We start from the raw sequence: 26,949 nt of genomic DNA on the forward strand, positions 1-26,949 counted from the left end.
CTTAGAGGTTGAGGTTACCAAACGCGTTTTTCCAGTCTTGCTCGAACTTCTCTATTGCTGACTCTACCGCCGGGGTGCCGAGCATTTGTTGCGCTACATCTAAAGGAAGCGTGATTGCTTCACAGCCGGCAAGCAGGCAGTCCAGCGCCTGTCGCGGAGTTTTAAAGCTGGCGGCAAGTACCTTGCTCTCTGGCGCATGCATTTCAAGCAGGGATTGCAGTTCTTGCACCATGCGAATACCGTCACCGCCTTGAGCGTCAACGCGGTTGACATACGGGGCCACATACTTTGCTCCTGCCAGTGCGGCGAGTAACCCCTGTGCTGCGCTGTATACGGCGGTACCCAGCGTGGTAATGCCCTCTTTTTTCAGGGCCTGAATCGCGATAAGCCCCTGAGCCGTCACCGGAATTTTGACCACGATGTCCGGTATGACATTACTCATGCGTTTAGCCTCCGCCACCATGCCCTCTGCATCGCGGCTCATGGTTTGGGCAAACAGCGTGCCGTCCGGCCCGATGGCCTTTTGCAGGCGCGGCAGCACGTCCCAGATGGATTCACGGCTGGCAGCGATAATGCTTGGGTTAGTGGTCACGCCCGCAATGGGAAAAATGCGTGCAAGGCGTTCGACTTCCGCCACATTGGCGGTATCCAGATACAGTTCCATCACTCTTCCTCGTATTAAAGTTCTAATTCGTGTTGCAGCAGAGAAGCAATAGCCTCCCCGGAGCTGGCGTTCACCAGCGCATTGCGGAAATCTTCATGCATGATGCGACGTGCCAGGCGTGAGAAAATTCGCATGTGCTGGTCGCCTGCGGCGTGTTTGTTCAGCGTCAGCATGATGATGAATTGCGCTTCCTCATCTCCCCACATGACGGGGGCTTTCAGGCGTGCAACGCTGATGGTGGATTGCTCAATGTGCTCCGATTTGCTGTGTGGGATGGCAAAACTAAAACCCAGCCCGGTAGAAAATACGGCTTCGCGCGCCCACAGATCGGCTTCCAGCTTGCGCGGATAGCGGCAACGCCCAGCGAGCAAAAGGTTATCGGTCATGCCTTTCATGACCTCTTCTTTGCTGTTCCAGTCGTTATCCAGAGAAATGCAGCGTGGCGTCACCAGCGGCGTATCCTGCTGATTCATGCGGAACTGGGCGAGCAGGTGTTCCACTTCAAGCGAGGTGCGACACGCCATGGCCTGGTTCAACAACTGGCGGCAGGCGCGGCTATCAAGCTGGGCCAGGCGCGCTTTGGTCGCCGGGATAGCAGGCGACCCCATACTGAGCTCGTCCAGGCCCAAACCTACCAGCAATGGCAACACAGAACCTTTTGCACCCAGCTCACCGCACAGGCCAATCCATTTTCCCTGGCGATGGACGGCCTGTACCGCGTAATCCAGAGCGCGCAGGAAAGCCGGGTTCAGGCTGTTGTAATGGCGCGTGACTTTGGCATTGTCGCGGTCGACGGCCAGGAGATACTGCGTCAGGTCATTGCTGCCGATACTAAAGAAATCAATTTCTTCGCAGCATTGATCGATGATGAACATCACCGAGGGCACTTCCAGCATGATGCCGAGCGGGATTTTTTCATCAAATGGAATATGTTCAGTACGAAGCTGCTGCTTCGCTTCGGCAAGCTTCTCTTTAACCCACAGGATCTCTTCCATGGAGGAGATCATCGGGATCATGATCTTCAGGTTGCCGTGAGCAGAGGCGCGCAGGATCGCCCGAAGCTGGGTGGTGAAAAGCGTTGCATACTCTTCGTAGATACGTACTGCGCGGTAGCCGAGGAAGGGGTTGTTTTCTGCCGGTATGTTCAGGTACTCCACCGGTTTATCGCCGCCGATATCCATAGTACGCACGATAATGCTGCGCTCATTTGCACTTTCAAGTGCCTGGCAGAAAATGTTGTACAGCTCGTTTTCACCGGGGGCGCTGGTGCGATCCATATACAGCATTTCGGTGCGGAACAGGCCAACGCCTTCGGCACCGTTACAAAATGCCGCCACGGCTTCCACTGCATGAGCGATGTTCGCGGCAATCTCAATGCGCAGGCCATCTGATGTTCTGGCTTCCCGATCAAGCCAGATGCGTTGCTGCTCGCGGATCGCCTGTTGTACTCGTGCTTCCTGCTGATAGTAGCGCACCACCGCATCACTGGCATTGACCACAACCACGCCCGCATTGCCATCTACGAAGACAGGCTGGTTGCGCCATTGAAGAAGACCTTCGCTATCGACGCCGACCAGCGTGGGAATATTGAAGGAGCGCGCAAGAATAACGGTGTGCGAAGTGGTTCCGCCGCTCTTTAACAGCAGCCCTTTGAGTAATGTTTTATCCAGTTCCAGGAACTGACCGGGAGTGAGGTCGTCTGCAAGGCAGACGGTCGGCTGCGTCAACTGGCCTGGCGCCGGGAAGCGTTGTTCTCCATAAATGTGTTGTAAAAGTTGATAGCAGACATCGCGCACGTCCAGTACCCGCTCCTGCAGGTAGCTGCTACTGGAACGAGAAAACGCATCGCAGAAATGGTTTGCAGTAGCGATTGTTGCTTGCGCGCAGCTCAGTCCCTGGCTCACGCCTGCAAGAAGATGCTGGCGCAGTGAGGTATCCGTCGCCAGCGATCGATGCGCATCGAGAATGGCGCTGGCGGTACTCTCGCTGTCCATCGCACGCAACTCAATGTTTTTCACCAGCAGGGTGAGACCGTTATTCAGCGCAGACTGCTCTTCTTCAACATTTTTCGCATCGGGTAAATCAGTCAGTGCATTGAGATCCAACGAGGTCAGTAATGTCAGAATACCCTGGGCGCTACCGCTGCAAACAGGCATGGCGCGGAACAGCGTTGGGTTAAGGCGCGTGAGGGATTCTGGTAATGGATCAAGCTCGGTAGTGATGGTTTCTGCGAGTGGTGAATCACAGTGCGGGAACTCTTCCCGGATCCAGTGTTCCAGTTGTTGATGGGCGTTTTGCTCATCTTCCCCTTGAATCACCAGGCGACATGCATCACCTGCCAGCGTATCGGTACCAATAAGAGCCAGTGCGCTTCTGGCATCGGCCTTACGGCCAGTGCGCAGGTTGTGCCATTCGATTTGTGAGCTAAACGTATTGCACAGCGTTTCCACATGACTTGCCGGACGCGCGTGAACCCCGTTGGGTAATTCACAGGTAAATTCCACTACCAGAGCCATACACACACTCCTCAAACCAATCATCATTAATTGGGGAACAGCATACGAGTGCGGTGATGACGCGCGCCATGTGACAAATCTGCCAAAAACTGGACAAATGTAATATCACTCGAAAAGTGAGATTTGACTCACAGGTTGTGATGGTTTGTCTTACCCTTCCGTCTGTGCGAAATGTCGAGGCGGATCGCATTTTCATTTCAACATTACAAAAATCCAGTAAATGGCCTTTTTGTCTCCTGTCCGCCGACTTTCTGATTGCCTATTGTTTGCCACAACACCTTTAGGGTTTTAGGCCAGGAGCGACATATGAAAGAGTTGGTGCATATTCTCAAGAACACGCGGCAGCATCTGATGACAGGTGTGTCGCACATGATTCCGTTCGTGGTTGCAGGCGGAATTTTGCTGGCGGTTTCAGTCATGTTGTACGGCAAAGGCGCGGTACCGGATGCAGCAACCGATCCCAACCTGAAAAAACTGTTCGATATCGGCGTGGCCGGGTTAACGCTGATGGTCCCCTTCCTCGCCGCCTATATTGGCTATTCCATTGCCGAACGTGCCGCGCTTGCACCTTGCGCCATTGCGGCCTGGGTTGGTAACAGTTTCGGTGCGGGTTTCTTCGGCGCCATTATTGCCGGGATACTCGGTGGGATAGTCGTCTGGTATCTGAAGAAACTGCCGGTTCCGAAAGTGCTGCGCTCAGTCATGCCTATCTTCATCATCCCTATCATCGGCACTTTTCTTACCGCGGGCATCATGATGTGGGGCCTGGGTGAGCCTGTCGGGGCGTTGACCACAGGGTTAACTCAGTGGCTGCAAGGAATGCAGCAGGGCAGCATCGTTGTGCTGGCCGTCATCATGGGGCTGATGCTTGCCTTCGATATGGGAGGGCCAATTAACAAAGTGGCCTATGCCTTTATGTTGATTTGTGTTGCCCAGGGCGTCTACACCGTTGTGGCAATCGCAGCGGTGGGTATCTGTGTGCCTCCGCTGGGGTTAGGCCTGGCGACGCTCATTAATCGCAAGAATTTTACTGGTGAAGAGCGTGAAGCGGGTAAAGCGGCACTGGTGATGGGCTGCGTTGGGGTCACAGAAGGGGCGATTCCATTTGCTGCAGCCGATCCTCTGCGCGTGATCCCTTCCATCATGTTGGGCTCCGCGTGCGGTGCAGTGACGGCTGCCGTGATGGGCGCACAATGTTATGCCGGATGGGGCGGGCTTATCGTTCTCCCTGTGGTGGAGGGCAAACTGGGCTACATCGCGGCAGTAGCCGTGGGTGCGGTGATTACCGCCATCAGCGTTAACGTGCTGAAAAGTATTGCCCGCAAGAATGCAAAACAGGTCGAAGAAAAAGAGGACGACCTGGATCTGGATTTCGAAATTAACTGAATGAGGAAGAGAACATGGCCCGAATTATCGCAGTAACGGCATGCCCGTCAGGTGTTGCGCATACCTATATGGCGGCCGAAGCACTGGAAAGTGCCGCTAAAGCCAAAGGCTGGGAAGTGAAAGTTGAAACGCAGGGGTCGATAGGTCTTGAGAACGAACTGACGGCTGAGGATATCGCCGCAGCGGATATGGTGATCCTGACTAAAGATATCGGCATTAAATTCGAAGAGCGTTTTAGCGGGAAAACCATCGTGCGCGTCAACATTAGCGACGCGGTAAAGCGTGCTGACGCCATCATGAACAAAATTGATGCCCACCTGACACAAACTGCCTGATGCTCTCCCGCCCTTCGGGGCGGGCTCGTTTTTCCGTTACAGGAGTTACCTCATGACGAATCGTACCCAGCGTCTGAAAGACGCACTCTTTGCTAACCCGCGCGAAATCTCACTTGAGCGTGCTTTGCTCTATACCGCCAGTTATCAGCAGACGGAAGGCGAGCCGGTTATGCTCAGGCGCGCGAAAGCCACGGCGTACATTCTCGACCATGTGAATATCGCGATTCGTGATGAGGAACTGATTGCCGGAAACCGCACCGTTAAACCGCGCGCAGGGATTATGTCCCCTGAGATGGACCCGTACTGGCTGCTTAAGGAGTTGGATCAGTTTGCCACACGACCCCAGGATCGCTTCGACATTAGCGACGAGGATAAGCGGATCTACCGTGAAGTGCTGTATCCCTGGTGGGAAAAACGGTCGATGAAAGATTTCATCAACAGCCAGATGACGGATGAAGTGAAAGCCGCCGTGGGGACACAGATTTTTAGCGTCAATCAGACGGATAAAGGGCAGGGGCATATCATCATTGATTACCCACGCCTGCTGAATAATGGTCTGGGTGCGCTGGTAGAGGAAATGCGTGAACACTGCACCCGCGATACGGAGAACACCTTCTATGCCGCGGCGCTGATTCTGCTTGAAGCCTCGCAGCGCCACATTCTGCGCTATGCAGTGCTGGCTGAAGACGTCGCTGCCATCAGCCATGGCTCTCGACGCGAGGAATTACTCAAGATTGCGGAAAACTCTCGTCATAACGTTCAGCATAAACCGCAAACGTTCTGGCAGGCGTGTCAGCTATTCTGGTACATGAACGTTATTTTACAGTACGAATCTAACGCCAGCTCGCTCTCCATCGGGCGCTTTGATCAGTATATGTTGCCGTTTTATCAGGCTTCGCTCTCGCAAGGTGACGATCCCGCGTTTCTGCAAGAACTTCTGGAATCACTGTGGGTGAAGTGCAATGACGTGGTGTTATTACGTTCGACCAGCAGCGCACGTTATTTTGCCGGATTTCCGACGGGATATACTGCACTGCTGGGCGGCCTGACGGAGAGTGGTCGCAGTGCGGTGAATGTGCTTTCCTTCCTGTGCCTGGATGCCTACCAGAGCGTTCAGCTTCCGCAGCCCAACCTTGGCGTGCGAGTGAACGAACTTATTGATCGACCTTTCCTGCTCAAAACTGCAGAGACGATCCGCCTGGGAACCGGTATTCCGCAGATATTTAACGATGAAGTGGTGGTGCCAGCTTTCCTGAATCGTGGTGTGTCACTTGAAGATGCACGTGATTACGCTGTTGTCGGCTGCGTTGAACTATCCATTCCGGGTAAAACCTACGGCCTTCACGATATCGCGATGTTTAACCTGCTGAAAGTCATGGAAATCGCGATGCAGGAGAACGAAGGTAATGCGGATCTCAGTTATGAAGAGTTGCTGAGGCATATTCGCGCCAAAATTAATCACTACATTGCGCTGATGGTCGAGGGGAGCAATATCTGCGATATCGGCCACCGCGACTGGGCGCCCGTGCCGCTTCTCTCTTCGTTTATCAGTGATTGCCTGGTTACGGGGAGAGATATTACCGACGGCGGTGCACGCTATAACTTCTCTGGCGTGCAGGGGATAGGGATAGCGAATTTGAGTGACTCATTGCATGCTCTGAAAGGGCTGGTTTTTGAACAGCAACGCTTAAGTTTTGATGAGCTATTAGCCGTGTTAAAAGCCAATTTTGCCACCCCTGAAGGCGAGAAAGTGCGTGCAAGGCTGATCAACCGCTTCGAAAAATACGGCAATGATATTGATGATGTCGACAATATCAGCGCTGAATTGCTGCGCCATTACTGTAAAGAGGTCGAAAAATACCGCAACCCGCGTGGTGGGCAATTTACCCCCGGTTCATATACCGTGTCGGCACACGTACCGCTGGGCGCAGTCGTGGGTGCCACACCGGATGGTCGCCTGGCAGGTGAGCAGCTGGCAGACGGTGGGCTCTCTCCTATGCTCGGGCAAGATATGCAGGGCCCGACGGCGGTACTGAAATCGGTGAGTAAGCTGGATAACTATTTATTATCTAACGGTACACTTTTGAACGTTAAATTCACGCCTGCGACGCTGGAAGGCGATGCCGGGCTGCAAAAGCTGGCGGATTTTCTGCGCGCGTTCACCCAGCTTAAACTGCAACATATCCAGTTCAACGTCGTTAACGCGGACACGCTACGCGAAGCACAGCAGCGCCCACAGGATTTTGCCGGGTTGGTCGTCCGGGTTGCCGGATACAGCGCCTTCTTTGTTGAGTTATCGAAGGAGATCCAGGATGACATTATCCGTCGCACAGCACATCAGCTGTGACGAGGTTGAAACGCGCGCCAATGCGGCGCGTATTTTCAACATTCAGCGCTATTCGTTGAATGATGGGCGTGGCATTCGTACGGTAGTGTTTTTTAAAGGTTGTCCTCACCGCTGCCCCTGGTGTGCTAATCCTGAGTCGATCTCACCGAAAATCGAGACAGTGCGCCGCGTGAGCAAATGTTTGCACTGTAGCCCCTGTCTGCGGGATGCTAATGAGTGCCCTTCTGGCGCGTTCGAGCATATTGGAAGAGACGTTACGCTCGATGTGCTCGAACGTGAGGTAATGAAAGACGATGTGTTCTTCCGTTCTTCGGGTGGTGGCGTCACCCTCTCCGGAGGGGAGGTGTTGATGCAGGCACCTTTTGCGACACTGCTTTTGCAGAGGCTGCGTCGATATGGCGTGCATACAGCCATCGAAACGGCAGGAGATGCGCCTTTATCTCGCTTACTGCCACTGGCGCACCAGTGTGATGAAGTGCTGTTTGATTTGAAAATAATGGATACGGAGCAGGCGCGTTCAGTGGTAGCAATGAATCTGCCCAGAGTGCTCGATAATTTTATGCAACTGGTGGCTGACGGAGTAAATGTGATCCCTCGCGTACCGCTTATTCCGGGTTTTACGCTCAATGAAACGAACATGGCTCGCGTGCTGGCGTTTCTGTTACCTTCTGGAATACGGCAACTGCATTTACTGCCGTTCCATCAGTACGGGGAACCAAAGTATCGTCTCCTTGGTCAGGAGTGGGGGATGCGGCAAGTGGTTCCGCCAACAGAAAGTGAGGTTGCGGCGATGCGTCAAATGGCTGAGCGCGAAGGTTTCCATGTCACCGTAGGAGGTTAAGTATGGCAGTGATAACGGAACGTCACCTGGTGGCGGTGACCGCTTGTGTCAGTGGCGTTGCACATACCTATATGGCGGCGGAACGGCTTGAAAAACTCTGCCAGCACGAGAAGTGGAGCGTTCACATTGAGACGCAGGGAGCTCTGGGCGTTGAAAACGAGCTCACAGATGACGATATTCGTCGCGCCGATGTTGTTCTACTGATCGCGGATATCGAACTGGCTGGCAGTGAACGCTTCGAACATACCCGCTACGTGAAGTGCGGGATTAACGCTTTTTTACGTGACCCGCAAAGGGTGATGGGAGCGGTGCGTAAAATGTTTTCCGCACCGCAGCATACTCAGCTCATTCTGGACTAGCCACTTTCCCTGTTAGCTGGCTGTGATACTGGCGACGGTATTCTGACGGGGATCGCTCTGTGTTTTTACGGAACAACCGGCAGAAATAGTTACTGTCAACAAACCCGCAGGCATGTGCCACCTCTTTCACTTTTAAATCATACCCTTTCAGCAACTGACGCGCGTGTTCCAGCCGGGTATGCGTCAGGTATTCATTGAAACCCACTGCACCTGTTTTCTGGAAGAGATGCGACAGATAGTTGGGGGAGATGTAAAACGCCTGCGCCACGGATTCACGGGTTAGCGGCGCGGCGTAGTGCTCGTCAATATAGACCCGAATCGCTTCAAACAGAGCCTGACTACGCGAGGCGGTTTGGATCTGGCTGCCCAGCAGGTCGACGCAGTGGCTAAGCATGCTGGCGATAATCAGCCGCGCGGTTTGCTGCTCATGCGGCTGCATCTGCATTTCATGGAGCGTTTGCAGCAGGAATGAGCCAATACGAGGACCTCTGCGGGCAACATGCCGTTTTGCCAGGTTACGGACCTCAACACCATCCCAGTGCAGGAGGCTAAACCCAAGTTGTTGTTTGCCAAACAGAATGCTCAACGTCGTTGCGGGCTTTTGCCATTGCGGATCATTCCAGCCGCCAGCAGGAACGTATAAAACATCACCCTGCTGTAAAACGGAAGCAGCCAGGTCTTTCACCGAACCTTCGAGCACGATCTCCAGACGAGGAAAATCGACCTGCAAGGCAAGTGCGGGAACGGAGGATGTTGAGTTTGCAAAATGCACCTGACGTAGCGGCAACGTGCCGTTTATCAGGTCAGTCAGGATGTGGGTGATATCGTGGTGCATGATGTGAATACCGAGGTATTGCCCGGCAAGCGCAGCGCTGCCGGGCATAAAGCATTAGCCGGTGTTACGCATACCTGCCGCAACGCCTGCAATCGTCACCATCAGCGCCTGTTCAACGCGTGGATCCGGCTCTTTACCTTCTTCTTCCGCCAGACGCGAACGGTGCAGCAGTTCTGCCTGCAGGACGTTCAACGGGTCGGTATAGATGTTACGTAGCTGAATAGACTCGGCAATCCACGGCAGGTCCGCCATCAGGTGTGAGTCGTTGGCGATATCCAGCACCACTTTGATGTCACCTTCCAGCAGTTCGCGCAGCTCTTTACCCAGTGCCCATAGCTCAGGTTTCACCAGGCGCTGATCGTAGTATTCCGCCAGCCACAGGTCAGCTTTCGAGAAGACCATCTCCAGCATACCCAGGCGGGTTGAGAAGAATGGCCAGTCGCGGCACATGGTTTCCAGCTCGCTCTGTTTGCCATCTTCTACCACTTTCTGCAGCGCGGCACCGGCACCCAGCCAGGCTGGCAGCATCAAACGGTTCTGCGTCCAGGCGAAGATCCACGGGATAGCACGCAGGGATTCTACGCCACCGGTTGGGCGACGCTTCGCAGGACGTGAGCCCAGCGGCAGTTTACCCAGTTCCTGCTCAGGCGTCGCTGAACGGAAGTAAGGTACGAAGTCTTTGTTTTCACGCACGTAGCCGCGGTACAGATCGCAGGAGATATCTGACAGCTCGTCCATAATATGACACCAGGACGCTTTTGGCTCCGGCGGCGGTAGCAAGTTCGCTTCCAGAATAGCGCTGGTGTAAAGCGACAGGCTGCTGATGGTGACTTCTGGCAGACCGTACTTGAAGCGGATCATCTCGCCCTGTTCGGTCACGCGCAGGCCGCCTTTCAGACTTCCCGGCGGTTGTGACAGCAGTGCGGCATGAGCAGGTGCACCGCCACGGCCAATGGAACCGCCGCGTCCGTGGAACAGGGTCAGCTCAATACCGGCTTTCTCACAGGTTTTAATCAGTGCATCTTGCGCCTGGTACTGGGCCCATGATGCTGCCATTACGCCCGCATCTTTTGCGGAGTCAGAATAGCCAATCATGACCATCTGTTTGCCCTGAATAAAGCCACGATACCAGTCGATGTTCAGCAACTGGGTCATGACATCATTGGCATTGTTCAGGTCATCGAGGGTTTCAAACAGCGGCGCGACCGGCAGGGCGTAGTCGATACCGGCTTCTTTCAGCAGGAGATGAACGGCCAGCACGTCGGACGGCGTTTTTGCCATGGAGATCACATAGGCCGCCACCGATCCTTTCGGCGCATCAACGATCGCTTTACAGGTGTTGAGAACTTCGCGGGTGTCGTTGCTTGGCTCCCAGTTGCGAGGCAGCAGAGGACGTTTGGAGTTCAGTTCGCGGATCAGGAAGGCCTGCTTGTCGGCTTCGGACCAGCTTTCATAATCGCCGATGCCGAGATAGCGGGTCAGTTCGCCCAGGGCTTCGGTATGACGGGTGCTCTCTTGACGCACATCGATACGCACCAGCGGTACGCCAAAACACTTCACGCGGCGCAGGGTATCAAGCAACTCACCGTTCGCGATGATGCCCATCCCACAGGCCTGCAGAGATTTATAACAGGCGTACAGGGGCTCCCAGAGCTGTTCGTTCTGGCTCAGAAGACCTTCGGGTTTTGGCAGGCGCTGGCCTTTAAGACGAGCTTCCAGCCAGGCCTGAGTAGCCATCAGCTGACTGCGCAGTTTTTTCATCAGGAAACGATACGGCTCGCTGGCACCTTCTTCACCAGCCAGCTCGCGCAGTTCCGGTGTTGCTTCAACCATCGACAGTTCGGAAATCAGTACCTGAATGTCTTTCAGGAACAGGTCGGTGGCCTTCCAGCGGCTCAGCAACAGGACATGACGGGTGATCTCTGCGGTCACGTTCGGGTTGCCGTCGCGGTCTCCGCCCATCCAGGAGGTGAAGCGCACTGGAACAAAATCCACCGGCAGGCGGTAGCCCAGGTTCTCTTCCAGCTGTTCGTTCAGCTCGCGCAGGTAGTTAGGAACCCCTTCCCACAGGCTGTTTTCTACCACCGCAAAGCCCCATTTGGCTTCATCAACCGGGCTTGGGCGATGCTTACGAATTTCATCGGTGTGCCAGGATTGGGCAATCAGCTGGCGCAGGCGGCGCATCAGCTGGTTGCGCTCGTAGTCAGCGATGTCTTTGTTATCCAACTGCTTCAGGCAGTTGTTCACTTCCACCATTTTATGGATCAGGGTACGACGGGTGATTTCGGTTGGGTGCGCGGTCAGTACCAGCTCCAGCGAAAGGGACTCCACCGCTTTTTTGATGGTGTCTTCATTGAGGCCTGGCTGATCTTTGAGTTTACGAAGCGTACGGGCAATGACTTCCGGGTTGCTGGCAGCTTCGCCATTTGGCGAAATGCTGTGGTATTGCTCAGCGGTGTTTGCCAGGTTAAGGAACTGGCTGAATGCGCGTGCAACGGGTAACAGCTCATCGTTAGAGAGGTTCTGCAACGTGGTTAGCAGCTCCTGACGATTGGCCTCATTACCTGCACGAGAAGATTTCGATAGCTTGCGGATGGTTTCAACACGCTCGAGGATGTTCTCCCCCAACGCATCTTTGATGGTATCTCCAAGCACTTTGCCGAGCATACTGACATTACTACGCAACGCGGAATATTGTTCGTTCATAAAAACCCAGTCACCCCATCATTTTTGTTTATGCCCAGTCGAAAATCTTCTGGACATTATTTTGTCATCTCCCTTTATAAAGCCACGTAAAACCCCCGTCGTCAATTGCTGCGAAAACGGTTCAGCAAACGAATAAATGTGGGTAATTTACGAAATTTAATTCGCTTCGCGTCAGATAAGTGATGCTTATGGGAATGTGACGGAGATCGCGAGATTTTCCCCTCTCAGATGAGAGGGGAAAGGTCATTAATGCCAGCAGAAGTGATGCACAACCTGAGTAATCAGTTCGCGGGTTGGCTTGATAAAGCGAGTTTCCAGATACTCATCCGGCTGGTGGGCCTGGTTGATGGAGCCAGGGCCAAGGACCAGCGTCGGGCAGAGCGTTTGAATAAACGGCGCTTCGGTGCAGTAGTTCACCACATCGGTTTTCTCGCCGAGCAGTTTTTCCACCACGTCGACCAACTGGTGATCCGGCGGGCACTCGTAGCCCGGAATTGGCGGATGAAGATCGGAAACTGTCAAGCGACCAGGCCAGCGTTCACTCACCGGTGCAAGGGCTTCTGTCAGTAATCCGTTCAGATCGCTCAGCGTCATACCCGGCAGCGGGCGGATATCCATGTGCAGCTCGCAACAGGCGCAGATACGGTTGGAGGCATCGCCGCCGTGAAGGCTGCCGAGGTTCAGCGTCGGATAAGGAACGGTGAACGAATCATGGTGGTAGCGCTCTTTCAGGGAATCACGCAGCTGCATGATGTGGCCGATGGCATCGTGCATCAGCTCAATGGCGTTCACCCCGCGCGCCGGGTCGCTGGAGTGGCCGGACTGGCCCAGCACGCGTACTGCCGTCGAGATATGGCCTTTGTGCGCACGAATCGGTTGCAGAGACGTTGGCTCGCCGATGATCGCGCAATCCGGGCGAATCGACGTGTTTTCAGAGAAGTAGCGAGCGCCCGCCATGCTGGTTTCTTCATCGGCGGTCGCCAGAATGTAGAGCGGTTTTTTCAGTTTCGTCACGTCCACGTCACGCAGCGCGTCGAGGATAAAGGCGAAGAATCCTTTCATGTCGGCGGTGCCCAGACCGTAGAGCTTGTTGTCATGCTCGGTCAGGGTGAACGGATCGCGCGTCCAGCGACCGTCGTCAAACGGTACGGTGTCAGTATGACCGGCCAGCAGCAGGCCGCCCGCACCGGTTCCGGTGCGGGCGAGCAGGTTAAATTTGTGGCGGGTTCCGGGGACGGGCTGAACCTCAACGTTAAACCCAAGATCGCTAAACCAACCCGCCAGCAGATTGATTAAAGACTCATTGCTCTGATCCAGCGCTTCTTCGGTTGCACTGATGGACGGTGTGGCAATCAGAGCGCGGTAGATCTCGATAAATGGCGGTAAGTTCATTTTCATTGTTGACACACCTTAGGTCGTGATAGTATCAATATTCATGCAATAAATGTGAATAAAAATACATTAACGTTGAGCATAAAGGAACCCGATGTTGAATACGCTGATTGTAGGCGCTAGCGGTTATGCGGGCGCAGAGCTTGTAAGCTACGTGAATCGCCATCCACATATGACCATAACCGCTTTGACCGTGTCAGCGCAAAGCAATGATGCAGGAAAGTTAATTTCTGATTTGCATCCGCAACTTAAGGGCATTGTTGATCTGCCGTTGCAGCCAATGTCTGACATCAGTGAGTTCACCGAAGGCGTCGACGTGGTGTTTTTGGCCACTGCGCACGAAGTCAGCCACGACCTGGCACCGCAATTTCTGGCGGCCGGTTGTGTGGTGTTCGACCTCTCTGGCGCGTTTCGTGTTAACGATGGCGCGTTCTATGAAAAATATTACGGTTTTACCCATCAGCACCCGGATCTGCTTGAAAAAGCGGTGTACGGCCTGGCGGAGTGGAGCGCAGACAAACTGAAAGAAGCGGATCTGATTGCTGTCCCGGGTTGCTACCCGACGGCGGCGCAGCTTTCACTTAAGCCATTGATCGACACAGGTCTGCTGGATCTGAATCAGTGGCCGGTGATCAACGCCACCAGTGGCGTGAGCGGTGCCGGGCGCAAGGCTGCTATCTCCAACAGCTTCTGCGAAGTGAGCCTTCAGCCGTATGGTGTGTTTAACCACCGTCATCACCCTGAAATTACCACCCATCTGGGCGCGGAGGTGATTTTCACCCCGCACCTGGGCAGCTTCCCGCGTGGGATCCTCGAAACCATTACCTGCCGCCTGAAACCGGGCGTAACCAAAGAACAGGTGAACGAGGTCTTCACTCAGGCATACGCGGATAAACCGCTGGTGCGTTTGTACGATAAAGGCGTCCCGGCGCTGAAAAACGTGGTCGGTTTGCCGTTCTGCGATATCGGCTTTGCTGTGCAGGGCGAACACCTGATTGTGGTCGCCGCAGAAGATAACTTACTCAAAGGCGCTGCCGCTCAGGCCATGCAGTGCGCAAATATTCGTTTCGGCTTCCCTGAAACGCAGGCTCTTATTTAAGGTGTGATGATGAACCCATTAATTATCAAACTCGGTGGTGTACTGCTGGACAGCGAAGAAGCGCTGGAGCGTCTTTTTACCGCGCTGGTTAACTATCGCGAATCGCACCAACGTCCGCTGGTGATTGTTCACGGTGGCGGCTGCGTGGTGGATGAGCTGATGAAAGGGCTCAACCTGCCGGTGAAAAAGAAAAATGGCTTGCGCGTCACGCCTGCCGATCAGATTGGCATCATTACCGGTGCACTGGCGGGAACGGCGAACAAAACGTTGCTGGCATGGGCGAAGAAGCACCATATTGCCTCTGTCGGCCTCTATCTGGGCGATGGCGATAGTGTAAAAGTGACCCAGCTCGATGAAGAGCTCGGCCATGTTGGACTGGCACAGCCAGGTTCGCCTAAGCTGATTAACACGCTGCTGGATGGCGGTTTCCTGCCGGTGGTCAGTTCTATCGGTGTCACCGAAGAGGGCGAGCTGATGAACGTGAACGCGGACCAGGCGGCAACTGCACTGGCGGCAACGCTGGGCGCAGACCTGATCCTGCTTTCCGACGTGAGCGGTATTCTGGACGGCAAAGGTCAGCGCATTGCGGAAATGACGGCGGCGAAAGCCGAGCAGCTGATTGCGCAGGGCATTATTACCGACGGTATGATCGTCAAAGTGAACGCTGCACTGGATGCCGCGCGCACGCTCGGCCGCCCGGTAGATATCGCCTCCTGGCGTCACGCGGAGCAACTCCCGGCGCTGTTTAACGGCACGCCGATTGGCACGCGTATTTTAGCGTAAGTTTTTTTTGAATGACCGCAGGCCGGGCAAGCGTATCGCTACCCGGCGGAACTAACGAATAAAGGAACGATGTTATGGCACTTTGGGGTGGGCGTTTTACACAGGCAGCGGATCAGCGGTTCAAACAGTTCAACGACTCTTTGCGCTTCGACTACCGCCTGGCCGAACAGGATATTGTCGGCTCTGTGGCCTGGTCCAAAGCGCTGGTTACCGTGGGGGTACTGACCGCAGATGAGCAACAGCAGCTGGAAGAAGCGCTGAACAACCTGCTGGAAGAAGTGCGTCTGAACCCGGAGCAAATTCTCCAGAGTGATGCCGAAGACATTCACAGCTGGGTAGAAGGCAAACTGATCGATAAAGTCGGTCAGTTGGGTAAGAAGCTGCACACTGGCCGTAGCCGTAACGACCAGGTCGCAACCGATCTGAAGCTGTGGTGTAAAGATACCGTTGGCGAACTGCTGGCCGCTAACCGTCAACTGCAGAGTGCGCTGGTGGAAACCGCTCAGAATAACCAGGACGCGGTCATGCCGGGTTACACCCATCTGCAGCGTGCGCAGCCAGTGACGTTTGCGCACTGGTGCCTGGCCTATGTCGAGATGCTGGCGCGTGATGAAAGCCGTCTGCAGGATACTCTGAAACGTCTGGACGTGAGTCCGCTGGGTAGCGGCGCGCTGGCCGGTACGGCGTATGAAATTGACCGTGAACAGCTGGCAGGCTGGTTGGGCTTTGCCTCTGCCACCCGTAACAGCCTGGACAGCGTGTCTGACCGTGACCACGTGCTGGAACTGCTCTCAAATGCTTCTATCGGCATGGTTCACCTGTCGCGTTTCGCAGAAGACCTGATCTTCTTCAACTCCGGTGAGGCCGGGTTTGTCGAGTTGTCTGACCGTGTGACTTCAGGTTCTTCCCTGATGCCGCAGAAGAAAAACCCGGATGCGCTGGAGCTTATCCGCGGCAAGTGTGGCCGCGTCCAGGGCGCGCTGACCGGCATGATGATGACCCTGAAAGGGCTGCCGCTGGCGTATAACAAAGATATGCAGGAAGACAAAGAAGGGCTGTTCGACGCGCTCGACACCTGGCTGGACTGTCTGCATATGGGCGCACTGGTGCTGGATGGTATTCAGGTGAAACGCCCGCGTTGCCAGGAAGCGGCGCAGCAGGGGTATGCAAACTCCACTGAGCTGGCGGATTACCTCGTTGCGAAAGGCGTACCGTTCCGTGAAGCGCACCATATTGTGGGCGAAGCGGTAGTGGAAGCGATTCGCCAGGGTAAACCGCTGGAAGATCTGGCGCTTGCCGAGCTGCAGAAGTTCAGTGCGGTTATCGGGGATGATGTTTATCCGATTCTGGCATTACAGTCTTGCCTGGATAAGCGTGCGGCGAAAGGCGGCGTGTCACCTAAGCAGGTCGCGCAGGCGATTGCGGATGCGAAAAACCGCTTAGTTTAAACTGTGCGGGCGGGTGCCCTCACCCCGGCCCTCTCCCACGGGGAGTGGGAGAAAAACGGAGCCTGGCTTAACGCCAGGCTTTTTTACGCAAAAAAAAGCGGACCACGGGGTCCGCAAAAGTTCACGTTGGCTTTAGTTGTTCGAGTTTTGAGAGAAACTCGCTGACGGAGCGGGGTCGTTTTGGGTCAAACACGTGCCGCCTCGTCTATGTGGTGTATTATTCAACAGAATGCTTGATAGGGATAATCGTTCGTTGCTATGCTATCTATCGCCATGAACTATCGTGGCGACGGAGGATGAATAATGAATATTCGTGATCTTGAATACCTGGTAGCGTTAGCCGAGCACCGTCATTTTCGCCGCGCGGCAGATTCCTGCCACGTCAGCCAGCCTACACTGAGCGGTCAGATCCGCAAGCTGGAGGATGAGCTGGGTGTGATGCTGCTGGAGCGCACCAGTCGTAAGGTACTGTTCACCCAGGCAGGTCTTTTGCTGGTTGATCAGGCGCGCACCGTGCTGCGCGAGGTCAAAGTGCTCAAGGAAATGGCAAGCCAGCAGGGGGAAACGATGTCAGGCCCACTGCATATTGGCCTGATCCCAACCGTTGGCCCGTACCTGTTACCGCACATCATTCCGATGCTGCACCAGACGTTCCCGAAACTTGAAATGTACCTGCATGAAGCGCAGACCCATCAGCTGCTGGCGCAGTTAGATAGCGGTAAGCTCGACTGTGCCATTCTGGCGCTGGTCAAAGAGAGCGAAGCCTTTATTGAGGTGCCGCTGTTTGATGAGCCGATGATGCTGGCGATCTATCAAGATCACCCGTGGGCGAACCGCGATCGCGTGCCGATGGCCGATCTGGCCGGCGAGAAGCTGCTGATGCTGGAAGATGGCCACTGCCTGCGCGATCAGGCGATGGGTTTTTGCTTTGAAGCGGGTGCTGATGAAGATACCCATTTCCGCGCAACCAGCCTGGAAACGCTGCGTAATATGGTGGCTGCGGGAAGTGGTATTACACTGCTGCCTGCGCTGGCCGTACCTCGTGAACGCACGCGAGATGGCGTGGTGTACCTGCCGTGCATTAAGCCAGAGCCGCGCCGTACGATTGGCCTGGTATATCGCCCGGGTTCGCCGCTGCGCAGCCGCTATGAGCAGCTGGCAGAGGCCATCCGGAGTTCAATGGATGGCCATTTTGACAGCGCGTTAAAACAGGCGGTTCAGACCGTTTAGTGCCGCTACCCGATAGGCTTCTGCCATGGTCGGGTAGTTAAAGGTGGTGTTAACGAAGTACTCGATGGTGTTACCACCCCCTTTTTGCTCCATTATCGCCTGGCCGATATGAATGATTTCCGCGGCGCGTTCACCAAAGCAGTGAATACCGAGGATCTCTTTCGTCTCGCGATGGAACAAAATCTTCAGCGTTCCCACGCTCATCCCCACGATTTGCGCGCGCGCCAGATGTTTAAACTGCGCACGACCTACCTCGTAAGGCACTTTCATGGCTGTCAGTTGCTGTTCGGTTTTCCCGACTGAGCTAATTTCCGGGATGGTGTAAATCCCTGTCGGAATATCTTCAATCAGATGCGCCGTTGCTTCGCCTTTCACCAGCGCCTGAGCCGCAATGCGTCCCTGGTCGTAGGCTGCTGACGCGAGACTTGGATAGCCAATAACGTCACCGACTGCATAAACGTGCGGCAGGGCGGTCTGGTACATACTGTTGACCTTCAACTGACCGCGACTGTCGGTTTCCAGACCAATGTTTTCCAGCGCCAGCGAATCGGTGTTACCGGTACGGCCGTTGGCATACAGCAGACAGTCGGCTTTCAGCTTTTTGCCGGATTTCAGGTGCATAATCACACCGTCATCGCAGCCTTCGATTTTCTCGTACTCTTCGTTGTGGCGAATGACGACACCGCTGTTCCAGAAGTGATACGAGAGGGAATCCGACATCTCCTGGTCGAGGAAGGCCAGAAGGCGATCGCGGGTGTTGATCAGGTCAACTTTGACCTCCATGCCCCGGAAGATCGACGCATATTCGCAGCCAATCACCCCAGCGCCATAGATAATCACGTGGCGTGGTTCGTGGTGCAGGCTGAGGATGGAGTCACTGTCGTAGATGCGTGGGTGCGAGAAATCTACATCGGCCGGGTGGTACGGGCGTGAGCCGCAGGCAATAACGAATTTTTCAGCGGTGATGGTTTCAACCGAACCGTCGTGGCATTCGAGCGCCAGGGTGTGCTCATCAACAAAATGCGCGTTACCCTGCAAAATTTCACAGTGGTTACGCTCATAAAACCCCTGACGCATACGTGTCTGCTGGTTAATGACGGTATCCGCGTGATTCAGGATGTCGGCAAAGGATGAACGAAGAAGTCGGGAGTGGTCGCTGTAGAGAGGGTTCTGGTTAAATTCGATAATGCGGCTAACGGCGTGGCGGAGGGCTTTCGAAGGGATGGTGCCCCAGTGGGTGCAACCGCCGCCAACATTATGGTAGCGCTCAATGACCGCTACTCGGGCTCCCTGTTTCACCAGACCCATAGCAGCACCTTCGCCGCCGGGGCCGGAACCAATAACTATTGCGTCGTAATCGTAGGAATGTGGCATGGCAAGGCTTACCTGTTCTTATACATAAAAGCAACAGAATCATAACATCATTGCCAGAGTAACCCAATTATCGTTGTGCTTTTTTCGGGCAGTGAAGCACAAACCGCGCGTAAACAATCATTCACAAAGCCAGGCAAACAGATTAATTTTATTCTCTGGTATAGTGCCATCAGGCCTTTGGAAGGATTCAACTATCGTGATGGGCGTAAGAGCACAACAAAAAGAGAAAACCCGGCGTTCGCTGGTGGAAGCCGCATTCAGTCAACTGAGTGCCGAGCGTAGTTTTGCCAGTTTGAGCCTGCGTGAAGTTGCGCGCGAGGCCGGGATTGCGCCAACGTCCTTCTATCGTCACTTCCGTGATGTGGATGAACTGGGTCTGACCATGGTCGACGAAAGTGGTCTGATGCTGCGTCAGCTCATGCGCCAGGCGCGTCAGCGTATCGCAAAAGGCGGCAGCGTGATCCGCACCTCCGTGTCGACCTTTATGGAATTTATCGGCAATAACCCCAACGCGTTTCGTCTGCTTCTGCGCGAGCGTTCCGGAACCTCTGCGGCGTTTCGTGCTGCCGTCGCGCGTGAAATTCAGCATTTCATCGCGGAACTTGCCGACTATCTTGAACTCGAAAACCATATGCCGCGTGCGTTTACTGAAGCACAGGCTGAGGCGATGGTGACGATTGTTTTCAGCGCGGGTGCCGAAGCGCTGGATATCAGCATTGAACAACGCAAGCAGCTCGAAGAGCGACTGGTATTACAGCTTCGCATGATTTCTAAAGGTGCGTACTACTGGTATCGCCGTGAACAAGAGAAACTGGCACATCAAACCGAAGAGTGAAGGTGAGTAATGAAACAGTCAGGTCAGGATAAAGGGACGCTGTTGCTGGCATTGATCGCTGGCTTATCCATTAATGGTACGTTTGCCGCTATTTTTAGCTCAATCGTACCTTTTTCGATTTTCCCGCTAATTGCACTGGTGCTGACGGTTTACTGTCTGCATCAACGTTACCTGAACCGCACTATGCCGGTCGGGTTACCGGGGTTGGCTGCCGCCTGCTTTATTCTGGGTGTGTTGCTGTATAGCACAGTGGTGCGTGCCGAGTATCCGGATATCGGCTCTAACTTCTTCCCTGCGGTACTGTCTGTGGCGCTGGTGTTCTGGATTGGCTCGCGCATGCGTAGCCGTAAGAGCCAGTTACCAGAGTAATGAATTATTTGTAAGGCAGGTGAGCGAAGCTCCACCTGCCAAAAATGCCAGATAATTACTTCGCCGTGAGCAGTACACCACACTCCATATGGTGCGTATACGGGAACTGATCGAACAGCGCCAGACGTTCAACCTTGTGCGTCTGGCTTAATGTTTCGAGGTTCTTGCATAGCGTCTCCGGATTACAGGAGATGTACAAAATACGCGGGTACGCCTGCACCATCTTCTCGGTTTCGCTGTCCAGGCCACTGCGCGGCGGATCGACAAAAATCGTCTCACACTGGTAGCTCTTCAGATCAATGCCCTGCAGGCGATTAAACTCGCGTACGCCGTTCATGGCCTGCGTGAACTCTTCTGCGGCCATACGAATGATCTGCACGTTGTCGATATGATTAGCCGCGATGTTGTACTGTGCCGCAGCAACCGATGGTTTTGCGATTTCTGTGGCCAGCACGCGCTCGAAGTTACGCGCCAGCGCCAGCGAGAAGTTGCCGTTACCGCAGTACAGCTCAAGCAGATCGCCCGTCGATCCTTCCGTCGCCTTCAGCGCCCACTCAAGCATCTGCACGTTCATCGCGGCGTTCGGCTGGGTGAAGCTGTTCTCTACCTGACGATACACCATCTCTTTACCCGCCACCGGCAGACGCTCGTCGATGTAATCCTGATCCAGCATGATTTTGGTTTTGGTAGCACGGCCAATCAGATGAACATTGATGTTCTGCGCGCGCAGCGCATCGCGCAGGGCTTCTGCCTGCTCGCGCCACTCGTCATTCAGCGCTTTGTGATACAGCAGAGAGACAATCGCCTGGTTACTTTGGGTAGTCAGGTAGTCAATCTGGAACAGCTTATTGCGCAGCACTGGGTTGGTGCGCACACCGTCCATAATGAGGGTCATTAGCTGGTTAATCAGCTCGCTCGCCGCCGGAAAACTGTCTACGCGGATACGGGATTTTGTCTGCTGATCAAAAATGATGTGGTACAGGTCGTCACCGTCGTGCCAGATGCGGAACTCGGCGCGCATGCGGTAGTGGCTGACAGGAGAGCGGAACACCTCGGGAACGGGCGCGTTGAAAGGCGTCATCATACTTTGCAGGCGGACAACTTTCTCTGCCAGCTGCGCGTCGTACTGTTCTGTCGGGAGGTGTTCTGGGGTCATGATGCGTCCTGAGTGATAAAGAATTACGCGGGGATTGTAGGCATTGTTCAGGGGATGTCCAGATTTAATGGCTAATAGCTATCTGGACATCTATACGTGTCTAATTGTAGCATTCTGTTTCCGGTCTCCTGAGAGTGAAAAGGGAATCCAGTGTAAATCTGGAGCTGACGCGCAGCGGTAAAGACTGGCGGGATGAGCGTTGTAGACACTGTGAAAATGGGAAGTCTTCATCCTTCTAAAGCCACCTAGCCCGAAGACCTGCCGGGATCACGTCGCATTTGGTTTCATCATCGCGTGCTATAGATGAATCCTGCGGCATCCTTCTTATATTGTGGATGCTTTAACAATGATTAAAAAAGTATCGCTGCTGACGGCGTTGTCCGTCACGGCATTTTCGGGCTGGGCGCAGGATAGCGCAGACTCGTTGGTGGTGACTGCAAACCGTTTTGAACAACCGGCAAAAACCGTTCTGGCTCCGACATCTGTTGTGACGCGTGAAGATATTGAACGCTGGCAGGCAAAGAGTGTGGTGGAAATCATGTCACGTCTGCCTGGCGTGGATATCGCGCAAAGCGGTGGAATGGGCTCGAACTCTTCGACATTTATTCGCGGAACTGAATCTCGCCATGTGCTGGTGCTGATTGACGGTATTCCTTTGAATAACGCCGGGATCAGCAACGTACCTGACCTGAGCCAGATCCCGACTTCCCTGATTCAGCGTATTGAATACATTCGTGGCCCACGTTCGGCTCTGTATGGTTCCGACGCGATTGGCGGTGTGATCAACATCATTACCGGACGCGATAAACCGGGTGCGGAAATTTCTGCAGGTGTGGGGTCTAAGGGTTACCAAACCTATGATGGCTCTTTCCAGCAGGTTCTTGATAAAACCAGGATCACGATGGCGGGTAACTATACCTATACCCGTGGTTTTGATATTGCAGCCCAGGATGCACCGCGTCAGCCTGACCGCGATGGCTTTATGAGTAAGTCACTGTACGGCTCTGTGGAACAGCAGATTACCGACAGCGTGAGCGGCTTCTTCCGTGGTTTTGGTTATGACAACCGCACGGCGTATGACGGTTACGATCACTATGACGCCAACTTTATGGTGGATGGGCGACCGGATACTCGCCAGCTCTACAGCCAGAACTGGGATACGGGACTACGTTACAACCAGGGGATTTTCCAGTCACAACTGGTGGCGGGTTACGGTCGCAGTAAAGATCAGAACTATGACCCGAAGAAAGGGCGCTATGCTGATTCCGCAACGATGGATGATGTGAAGCAGTACACCACCCAGTGGCTTAATACTGTTGAAGTCGGTCACGGCAACATTGGTGCAGGACTGGACTGGCAAAAGCAGAAGACGCAGGCCGGAACGGGCTACCTGGATAAAGGTTACGAGCAGCGTAATACCGGCGTTTTCGTTTCAGCGATGCAGCAGTTCAACAGCGTGACGCTGGAAGCGGCGGCGCGTAATGACGACAACTCCAACTTTGGTAACTATGGAACATGGCAAACCAGCGCAGCGTGGGAGTTTGTGGATGGTTATCGCGTGATAGCCTCCTACGGTACCGCATTTAAAGCGCCTACGATGAGTCAGATCCACAGTGCAAACTATGGTAATCCAGACCTTAAACCGGAAGAGAGTAAGCAGTGGGAAGGAGGTTTTGAAGGCCTGACGGGACCGGTTAACTGGCGTATTACAGGTTATCGTAATGATATTGATAATCTGATCAGCAGCGATCCGCATACATACCGTTACTACAACGTTGATGAAGCGCGTATCAAAGGCGTGGAAGCCACGGCGCAGTTTGACACTGGCCCGGTAGGCCATCAGATCTCTTACGATTATGTTGACCCACGTAATGCGAAAACCAACGAAGTCCTGGCTCGCCGCTCTAAGCAGCAGGTTAAGTATCAGCTTGACTGGCAGGTCTGGGATCTCGACTGGAATCTGGCGTACCGTTATCTGGGAACTCGTTACGACGTTGCGATCGATCCGAATACCTATGCGTCAGAACGTGTGAAAATGGGTGGCGTAAGTTTGTGGGATATCGCAGTTTCATATCCTGTCACCTCTCACCTCACAGTTCGTGGTAAAATAGCCAATCTGTTCGATAAAGATTACGAGACAGTTTATGGCTATCAAACTGCAGGACGGGAATACACCTTGTCTGGCAGCTACACCTTCTGATCCGCGTCCCACTGTACTGGTGTTTGATTCCGGCGTTGGTGGGCTTTCGGTCTATGATGAGATTCGGCATCTCCTGCCGAATCTCCATTACATCTACGCTTTTGATAACGTCGCTTTTCCGTACGGGGAAAAAAGCGAAGAGTTTATTGTTGAGCGTGTGGTTGAAATTGTTACCGCGGTACAAAAGCGTTACCCCCTTGCGCTGGCGGTTATCGCCTGCAATACGGCGAGTACGGTTTCCCTTCCTGCCTTGCGTGAAAAATTCCAGTTCCCGGTTGTGGGCGTCGTTCCTGCAATAAAGCCAGCCGCGCGTCTGACGGCGAACGGTATCGTTGGTTTGCTGGCAACACGTGGCACCGTGAAGCGTCCTTATACGCGTGAACTGATCGACCGCTTTGCTAATGAATGCCAGATAGCAATGCTCGGATCGGCGGAGCTTGTCGAAATGGCTGAAGCGAAGTTGCATGGACACGCTGTTTCGCTGGAAGAGCTGCGCCGCATTTTGCGCCCGTGGTTGCGGATGCCGGAGCCGCCAGACACCGTTGTTCTGGGATGTACCCATTTCCCTCTTTTACAGGAAGAGCTTCTGGCTGTTCTGCCAGAGGGGACTCGTCTGGTGGATTCCGGTGCGGCAATTGCGCGTCGTACTGCCTGGTTGCTGGAACATGAAGCGCCAGATGCAAAATCTACCGATGCAAATATCGCTTTTTGTATGGCGATCACAAAAGAAACTGAACAACTTTTACCCGTTTTACATCGTTACGGCTTTGAAACGCTCGAAAAACTGGCGTTGTAGCACGGTTTTGAGCAAAAAAGAGGCGGTTGAAAGTTTTTTTCAAAAGAGGGGTTGTCAACGTCTGAGAACTCCCTATAATGCGCCTCCACTGACACGGAACAACGGCTTACAAGCCGCCGGGTTAGCGGGGTTCAGAGATGAACACCAACAGAGAAAAGTGAAAATAATCGCTTGACTCTGAATGAGGAAAACGTAATATACGGGACCTCGCAACGGTGAGCTGAAAGCCGCGTTGCAACTGCTCTTTAACAATTTATCAGACAATCTGTGTGGGCACTCAAAGTGACATGGATTCTTAACGTCCTCGGACGAAAAATGAATACCAAGTCTCAACGAGTGAACACGTAATTCATTACGAAGTTTAATTCATTGAGCATCAAACTTTTAAATTGAAGAGTTTGATCATGGCTCAGATTGAACGCTGGCGGCAGGCCTAACACATGCAAGTCGAGCGGTAGCACAGAGAGCTTGCTCTCGGGTGACGAGCGGCGGACGGGTGAGTAATGTCTGGGAAACTGCCTGATGGAGGGGGATAACTACTGGAAACGGTAGCTAATACCGCATAACGTCGCAAGACCAAAGAGGGGGACCTTCGGGCCTCTTGCCATCAGATGTGCCCAGATGGGATTAGCTAGTAGGTGGGGTAACGGCTCACCTAGGCGACGATCCCTAGCTGGTCTGAGAGGATGACCAGCCACACTGGAACTGAGACACGGTCCAGACTCCTACGGGAGGCAGCAGTGGGGAATATTGCACAATGGGCGCAAGCCTGATGCAGCCATGCCGCGTGTATGAAGAAGGCCTTCGGGTTGTAAAGTACTTTCAGCGGGGAGGAAGGTGCTGAGGTTAATAACCTCAGCAATTGACGTTACCCGCAGAAGAAGCACCGGCTAACTCCGTGCCAGCAGCCGCGGTAATACGGAGGGTGCAAGCGTTAATCGGAATTACTGGGCGTAAAGCGCACGCAGGCGGTCTGTCAAGTCGGATGTGAAATCCCCGGGCTCAACCTGGGAACTGCATTCGAAACTGGCAGGCTAGAGTCTTGTAGAGGGGGGTAGAATTCCAGGTGTAGCGGTGAAATGCGTAGAGATCTGGAGGAATACCGGTGGCGAAGGCGGCCCCCTGGACAAAGACTGACGCTCAGGTGCGAAAGCGTGGGGAGCAAACAGGATTAGATACCCTGGTAGTCCACGCCGTAAACGATGTCGACTTGGAGGTTGTGCCCTTGAGGCGTGGCTTCCGGAGCTAACGCGTTAAGTCGACCGCCTGGGGAGTACGGCCGCAAGGTTAAAACTCAAATGAATTGACGGGGGCCCGCACAAGCGGTGGAGCATGTGGTTTAATTCGATGCAACGCGAAGAACCTTACCTACTCTTGACATCCAGAGAACTTTCCAGAGATGGATTGGTGCCTTCGGGAACTCTGAGACAGGTGCTGCATGGCTGTCGTCAGCTCGTGTTGTGAAATGTTGGGTTAAGTCCCGCAACGAGCGCAACCCTTATCCTTTGTTGCCAGCGGTCCGGCCGGGAACTCAAAGGAGACTGCCAGTGATAAACTGGAGGAAGGTGGGGATGACGTCAAGTCATCATGGCCCTTACGAGTAGGGCTACACACGTGCTACAATGGCGCATACAAAGAGAAGCGACCTCGCGAGAGCAAGCGGACCTCATAAAGTGCGTCGTAGTCCGGATTGGAGTCTGCAACTCGACTCCATGAAGTCGGAATCGCTAGTAATCGTAGATCAGAATGCTACGGTGAATACGTTCCCGGGCCTTGTACACACCGCCCGTCACACCATGGGAGTGGGTTGCAAAAGAAGTAGGTAGCTTAACCTTCGGGAGGGCGCTTACCACTTTGTGATTCATGACTGGGGTGAAGTCGTAACAAGGTAACCGTAGGGGAACCTGCGGTTGGATCACCTCCTTACCTTAAAGAACCTGCCTTTGCAGTGCTCACACAGATTGTCTGATGAAAAACAGCAGTAAAAATTTCTGCAGGCTTGTAGCTCAGGTGGTTAGAGCGCACCCCTGATAAGGGTGAGGTCGGTGGTTCAAGTCCACTCAGGCCTACCAAACTCCTTTTAAAGGATGAGCGGTACAGAGATTGCAAACGATGGGGCTATAGCTCAGCTGGGAGAGCGCCTGCTTTGCACGCAGGAGGTCTGCGGTTCGATCCCGCATAGCTCCACCATCCTTTACTGCGAACCCAAGAAAACTTCAGAGTGAACCTGAAAAGGTGCACTGCGAAGTTTTGCTCTTTAAAAATCTGGATCAAGCTG

At 54.0% G+C, this 26,949-nt stretch carries 20 protein-coding genes, 2 tRNA genes, 1 rRNA gene and 1 riboswitch; of the genes, 16 read left to right on the top strand and 7 right to left on the bottom strand.

The features are described from left to right. Window position 1: 1 nt before the first annotated feature. Window positions 2-664, bottom strand: coding sequence for a fructose-6-phosphate aldolase (gene fsa, locus AC0XWG_RS08035; protein ID WP_128348443.1), 663 nt, complete (start codon window positions 662-664; stop codon window positions 2-4). A 14-nt stretch (window positions 665-678) separates the two neighbouring features. After that, window positions 679-3,180, bottom strand: coding sequence for a phosphoenolpyruvate--protein phosphotransferase (gene ptsP / locus AC0XWG_RS08040; protein WP_128348444.1), 2,502 nt, complete (start codon window positions 3,178-3,180; stop codon window positions 679-681). 306 nt (window positions 3,181-3,486) lie between these two features. Here ptsP and AC0XWG_RS08045 point away from each other — a divergent pair, with 306 nt between their 5' ends. From AC0XWG_RS08045 to AC0XWG_RS08065, 5 genes are read left to right on the top strand one after another with little or no spacing between them, the layout of a single operon-like run. Beyond that, on the top strand, window positions 3,487-4,566 hold the full coding sequence (locus tag AC0XWG_RS08045; RefSeq protein WP_128348445.1) for a PTS fructose transporter subunit EIIC: 1,080 nt from the start codon (window positions 3,487-3,489) through the stop codon (window positions 4,564-4,566). A gap of 14 nt (window positions 4,567-4,580) precedes the next feature. Beyond that, window positions 4,581-4,901, top strand: a complete 321-nt coding sequence (locus AC0XWG_RS08050; protein ID WP_028018100.1) for a PTS fructose-like transporter subunit IIB — start codon at window positions 4,581-4,583, stop codon at window positions 4,899-4,901. Window positions 4,902-4,953: 52 nt separating this feature from the next. Then, window positions 4,954-7,248: a formate C-acetyltransferase gene (locus tag AC0XWG_RS08055; RefSeq protein WP_128348446.1), complete on the top strand. Its 2,295-nt coding sequence runs from the start codon at window positions 4,954-4,956 to the stop codon at window positions 7,246-7,248. After that, on the top strand, window positions 7,214-8,089 hold the full coding sequence (locus AC0XWG_RS08060; protein ID WP_128348447.1) for a [formate-C-acetyltransferase]-activating enzyme: 876 nt from the start codon (window positions 7,214-7,216) through the stop codon (window positions 8,087-8,089). Before AC0XWG_RS08055 ends, AC0XWG_RS08060 begins: the two co-directional genes overlap by 35 nt. 2 nt (window positions 8,090-8,091) lie before the next feature. Then, window positions 8,092-8,448, top strand: a complete 357-nt coding sequence (locus AC0XWG_RS08065; RefSeq protein WP_108091193.1) for a PTS fructose-like transporter subunit IIB — start codon at window positions 8,092-8,094, stop codon at window positions 8,446-8,448. Here the strand turns inward: AC0XWG_RS08065 and AC0XWG_RS08070 are convergent. The 3 genes from AC0XWG_RS08070 to argE form a co-directional block, all read right to left on the bottom strand. Beyond that, window positions 8,435-9,283 carry a helix-turn-helix transcriptional regulator gene (locus AC0XWG_RS08070; protein WP_128348455.1) on the bottom strand — a complete coding sequence of 283 codons (849 nt, stop codon included), beginning with the start codon at window positions 9,281-9,283 and terminating at the stop codon, window positions 8,435-8,437. The two genes, AC0XWG_RS08065 and AC0XWG_RS08070, sit on opposite strands and share 14 nt — an antisense overlap. 54 nt (window positions 9,284-9,337) lie before the next feature. Beyond that, window positions 9,338-11,989 (bottom strand): phosphoenolpyruvate carboxylase, encoded by a 2,652-nt coding sequence (gene ppc, locus AC0XWG_RS08075; protein ID WP_128348448.1) that lies wholly within the window; start codon window positions 11,987-11,989, stop codon window positions 9,338-9,340. Window positions 11,990-12,235: 246 nt separating this feature from the next. Continuing rightward, window positions 12,236-13,387, bottom strand: a complete 1,152-nt coding sequence (gene argE, locus AC0XWG_RS08080) for an acetylornithine deacetylase (protein ID WP_128348449.1) — start codon at window positions 13,385-13,387, stop codon at window positions 12,236-12,238. Between the two features lie 88 nt (window positions 13,388-13,475). On the opposite strand from argE, the gene argC reads away from it, so the two are divergent. The 4 genes from argC to oxyR all read left to right on the top strand — a co-directional run bounded on the left by argC (window position 13,476) and on the right by oxyR (window position 17,941). Next, complete coding sequence (gene argC, locus AC0XWG_RS08085; RefSeq protein ID WP_128348450.1) at window positions 13,476-14,480, top strand: N-acetyl-gamma-glutamyl-phosphate reductase; 1,005 nt, start codon at window positions 13,476-13,478, stop codon at window positions 14,478-14,480. 6 nt (window positions 14,481-14,486) lie between these two features. Beyond that, window positions 14,487-15,263 carry an acetylglutamate kinase gene (argB, locus tag AC0XWG_RS08090; RefSeq protein WP_128348451.1) on the top strand — a complete coding sequence of 259 codons (777 nt, stop codon included), beginning with the start codon at window positions 14,487-14,489 and terminating at the stop codon, window positions 15,261-15,263. A 74-nt stretch (window positions 15,264-15,337) separates the two neighbouring features. Further along, window positions 15,338-16,711 (top strand): argininosuccinate lyase, encoded by a 1,374-nt coding sequence (gene argH / locus AC0XWG_RS08095; RefSeq protein ID WP_108091190.1) that lies wholly within the window; start codon window positions 15,338-15,340, stop codon window positions 16,709-16,711. 303 nt (window positions 16,712-17,014) lie between these two features. Further along, window positions 17,015-17,941 (top strand): DNA-binding transcriptional regulator OxyR, encoded by a 927-nt coding sequence (oxyR, locus tag AC0XWG_RS08100; protein WP_028018090.1) that lies wholly within the window; start codon window positions 17,015-17,017, stop codon window positions 17,939-17,941. On the opposite strand, the gene sthA is transcribed toward oxyR, so the two are convergent. Then, window positions 17,915-19,315 (bottom strand): Si-specific NAD(P)(+) transhydrogenase, encoded by a 1,401-nt coding sequence (gene sthA, locus AC0XWG_RS08105; protein WP_028018089.1) that lies wholly within the window; start codon window positions 19,313-19,315, stop codon window positions 17,915-17,917. The two genes, oxyR and sthA, sit on opposite strands and share 27 nt — an antisense overlap. A gap of 196 nt (window positions 19,316-19,511) precedes the next feature. On the opposite strand from sthA, the gene fabR reads away from it, so the two are divergent. Both fabR and AC0XWG_RS08115 read left to right on the top strand, forming a co-directional pair. Further along, window positions 19,512-20,150 (top strand): HTH-type transcriptional repressor FabR, encoded by a 639-nt coding sequence (gene fabR, locus AC0XWG_RS08110; RefSeq protein WP_028018088.1) that lies wholly within the window; start codon window positions 19,512-19,514, stop codon window positions 20,148-20,150. Between the two features lie 9 nt (window positions 20,151-20,159). Next, the gene (locus AC0XWG_RS08115; RefSeq protein ID WP_008501783.1) at window positions 20,160-20,519 is read left to right on the top strand and encodes a YijD family membrane protein; all 360 of its coding nucleotides are present in this window, start codon (window positions 20,160-20,162) and stop codon (window positions 20,517-20,519) included. Window positions 20,520-20,574: 55 nt separating this feature from the next. Here the strand turns inward: AC0XWG_RS08115 and trmA are convergent, their stop codons facing one another. Further along, on the bottom strand, window positions 20,575-21,675 hold the full coding sequence (gene trmA / locus AC0XWG_RS08120) for a tRNA (uridine(54)-C5)-methyltransferase TrmA (RefSeq protein WP_049004893.1): 1,101 nt from the start codon (window positions 21,673-21,675) through the stop codon (window positions 20,575-20,577). Between the two features lie 104 nt (window positions 21,676-21,779). Then, window positions 21,780-21,955, top strand: a riboswitch (cobalamin riboswitch). 66 nt (window positions 21,956-22,021) lie between these two features. Between trmA and btuB the strand changes: the two genes are divergently transcribed. From btuB to AC0XWG_RS08145, 5 genes are all read left to right on the top strand, one after another. Beyond that, window positions 22,022-23,875 (top strand): TonB-dependent vitamin B12 receptor BtuB, encoded by a 1,854-nt coding sequence (gene btuB, locus AC0XWG_RS08125; protein WP_475680522.1) that lies wholly within the window; start codon window positions 22,022-22,024, stop codon window positions 23,873-23,875. Further along, window positions 23,820-24,671, top strand: coding sequence for a glutamate racemase (gene murI, locus AC0XWG_RS08130; RefSeq protein ID WP_028018084.1), 852 nt, complete (start codon window positions 23,820-23,822; stop codon window positions 24,669-24,671). The genes btuB and murI overlap by 56 nt, the downstream gene beginning before the upstream one ends. 386 nt (window positions 24,672-25,057) lie before the next feature. Further along, window positions 25,058-26,597: ribosomal RNA gene (locus tag AC0XWG_RS08135) — 16S ribosomal RNA — on the top strand. Window positions 26,598-26,666: 69 nt separating this feature from the next. Further along, a tRNA-Ile gene (locus AC0XWG_RS08140) sits at window positions 26,667-26,743 on the top strand. A 42-nt stretch (window positions 26,744-26,785) separates the two neighbouring features. Continuing rightward, window positions 26,786-26,861: transfer RNA gene (locus tag AC0XWG_RS08145), tRNA-Ala, on the top strand. The last annotated feature ends 88 nt before the right edge of the window (window positions 26,862-26,949 follow it).

This window comes from Enterobacter sp. DVT3837, from assembly GCF_056238685.1.

Excerpts from the sequence above, each read along its gene's own strand:
- fsa (WP_128348443.1), bottom strand. The coding sequence starts at position 664 with ATGGAACTGTATCTGGATACCGCCAATGTGGCGGAAGTCGAACGCCTT.
- ptsP (WP_128348444.1), bottom strand. The coding sequence starts at position 3,180 with ATGGCTCTGGTAGTGGAATTTACCTGTGAATTACCCAACGGGGTTCAC.
- AC0XWG_RS08045 (WP_128348445.1), top strand. The coding sequence starts at position 3,487 with ATGAAAGAGTTGGTGCATATTCTCAAGAACACGCGGCAGCATCTGATG.
- AC0XWG_RS08050 (WP_028018100.1), top strand. The coding sequence starts at position 4,581 with ATGGCCCGAATTATCGCAGTAACGGCATGCCCGTCAGGTGTTGCGCAT.
- AC0XWG_RS08055 (WP_128348446.1), top strand. The coding sequence starts at position 4,954 with ATGACGAATCGTACCCAGCGTCTGAAAGACGCACTCTTTGCTAACCCG.
- AC0XWG_RS08060 (WP_128348447.1), top strand. The coding sequence starts at position 7,214 with ATGACATTATCCGTCGCACAGCACATCAGCTGTGACGAGGTTGAAACG.
- AC0XWG_RS08065 (WP_108091193.1), top strand. The coding sequence starts at position 8,092 with ATGGCAGTGATAACGGAACGTCACCTGGTGGCGGTGACCGCTTGTGTC.
- AC0XWG_RS08070 (WP_128348455.1), bottom strand. The coding sequence starts at position 9,283 with ATGCACCACGATATCACCCACATCCTGACTGACCTGATAAACGGCACG.
- ppc (WP_128348448.1), bottom strand. The coding sequence starts at position 11,989 with ATGAACGAACAATATTCCGCGTTGCGTAGTAATGTCAGTATGCTCGGC.
- argE (WP_128348449.1), bottom strand. The coding sequence starts at position 13,387 with ATGAAAATGAACTTACCGCCATTTATCGAGATCTACCGCGCTCTGATT.
- argC (WP_128348450.1), top strand. The coding sequence starts at position 13,476 with ATGTTGAATACGCTGATTGTAGGCGCTAGCGGTTATGCGGGCGCAGAG.
- argB (WP_128348451.1), top strand. The coding sequence starts at position 14,487 with ATGATGAACCCATTAATTATCAAACTCGGTGGTGTACTGCTGGACAGC.
- argH (WP_108091190.1), top strand. The coding sequence starts at position 15,338 with ATGGCACTTTGGGGTGGGCGTTTTACACAGGCAGCGGATCAGCGGTTC.
- oxyR (WP_028018090.1), top strand. The coding sequence starts at position 17,015 with ATGAATATTCGTGATCTTGAATACCTGGTAGCGTTAGCCGAGCACCGT.
- sthA (WP_028018089.1), bottom strand. The coding sequence starts at position 19,315 with ATGCCACATTCCTACGATTACGACGCAATAGTTATTGGTTCCGGCCCC.
- AC0XWG_RS08115 (WP_008501783.1), top strand. The coding sequence starts at position 20,160 with ATGAAACAGTCAGGTCAGGATAAAGGGACGCTGTTGCTGGCATTGATC.
- trmA (WP_049004893.1), bottom strand. The coding sequence starts at position 21,675 with ATGACCCCAGAACACCTCCCGACAGAACAGTACGACGCGCAGCTGGCA.
- btuB (WP_475680522.1), top strand. The coding sequence starts at position 22,022 with ATGATTAAAAAAGTATCGCTGCTGACGGCGTTGTCCGTCACGGCATTT.
- murI (WP_028018084.1), top strand. The coding sequence starts at position 23,820 with ATGGCTATCAAACTGCAGGACGGGAATACACCTTGTCTGGCAGCTACA.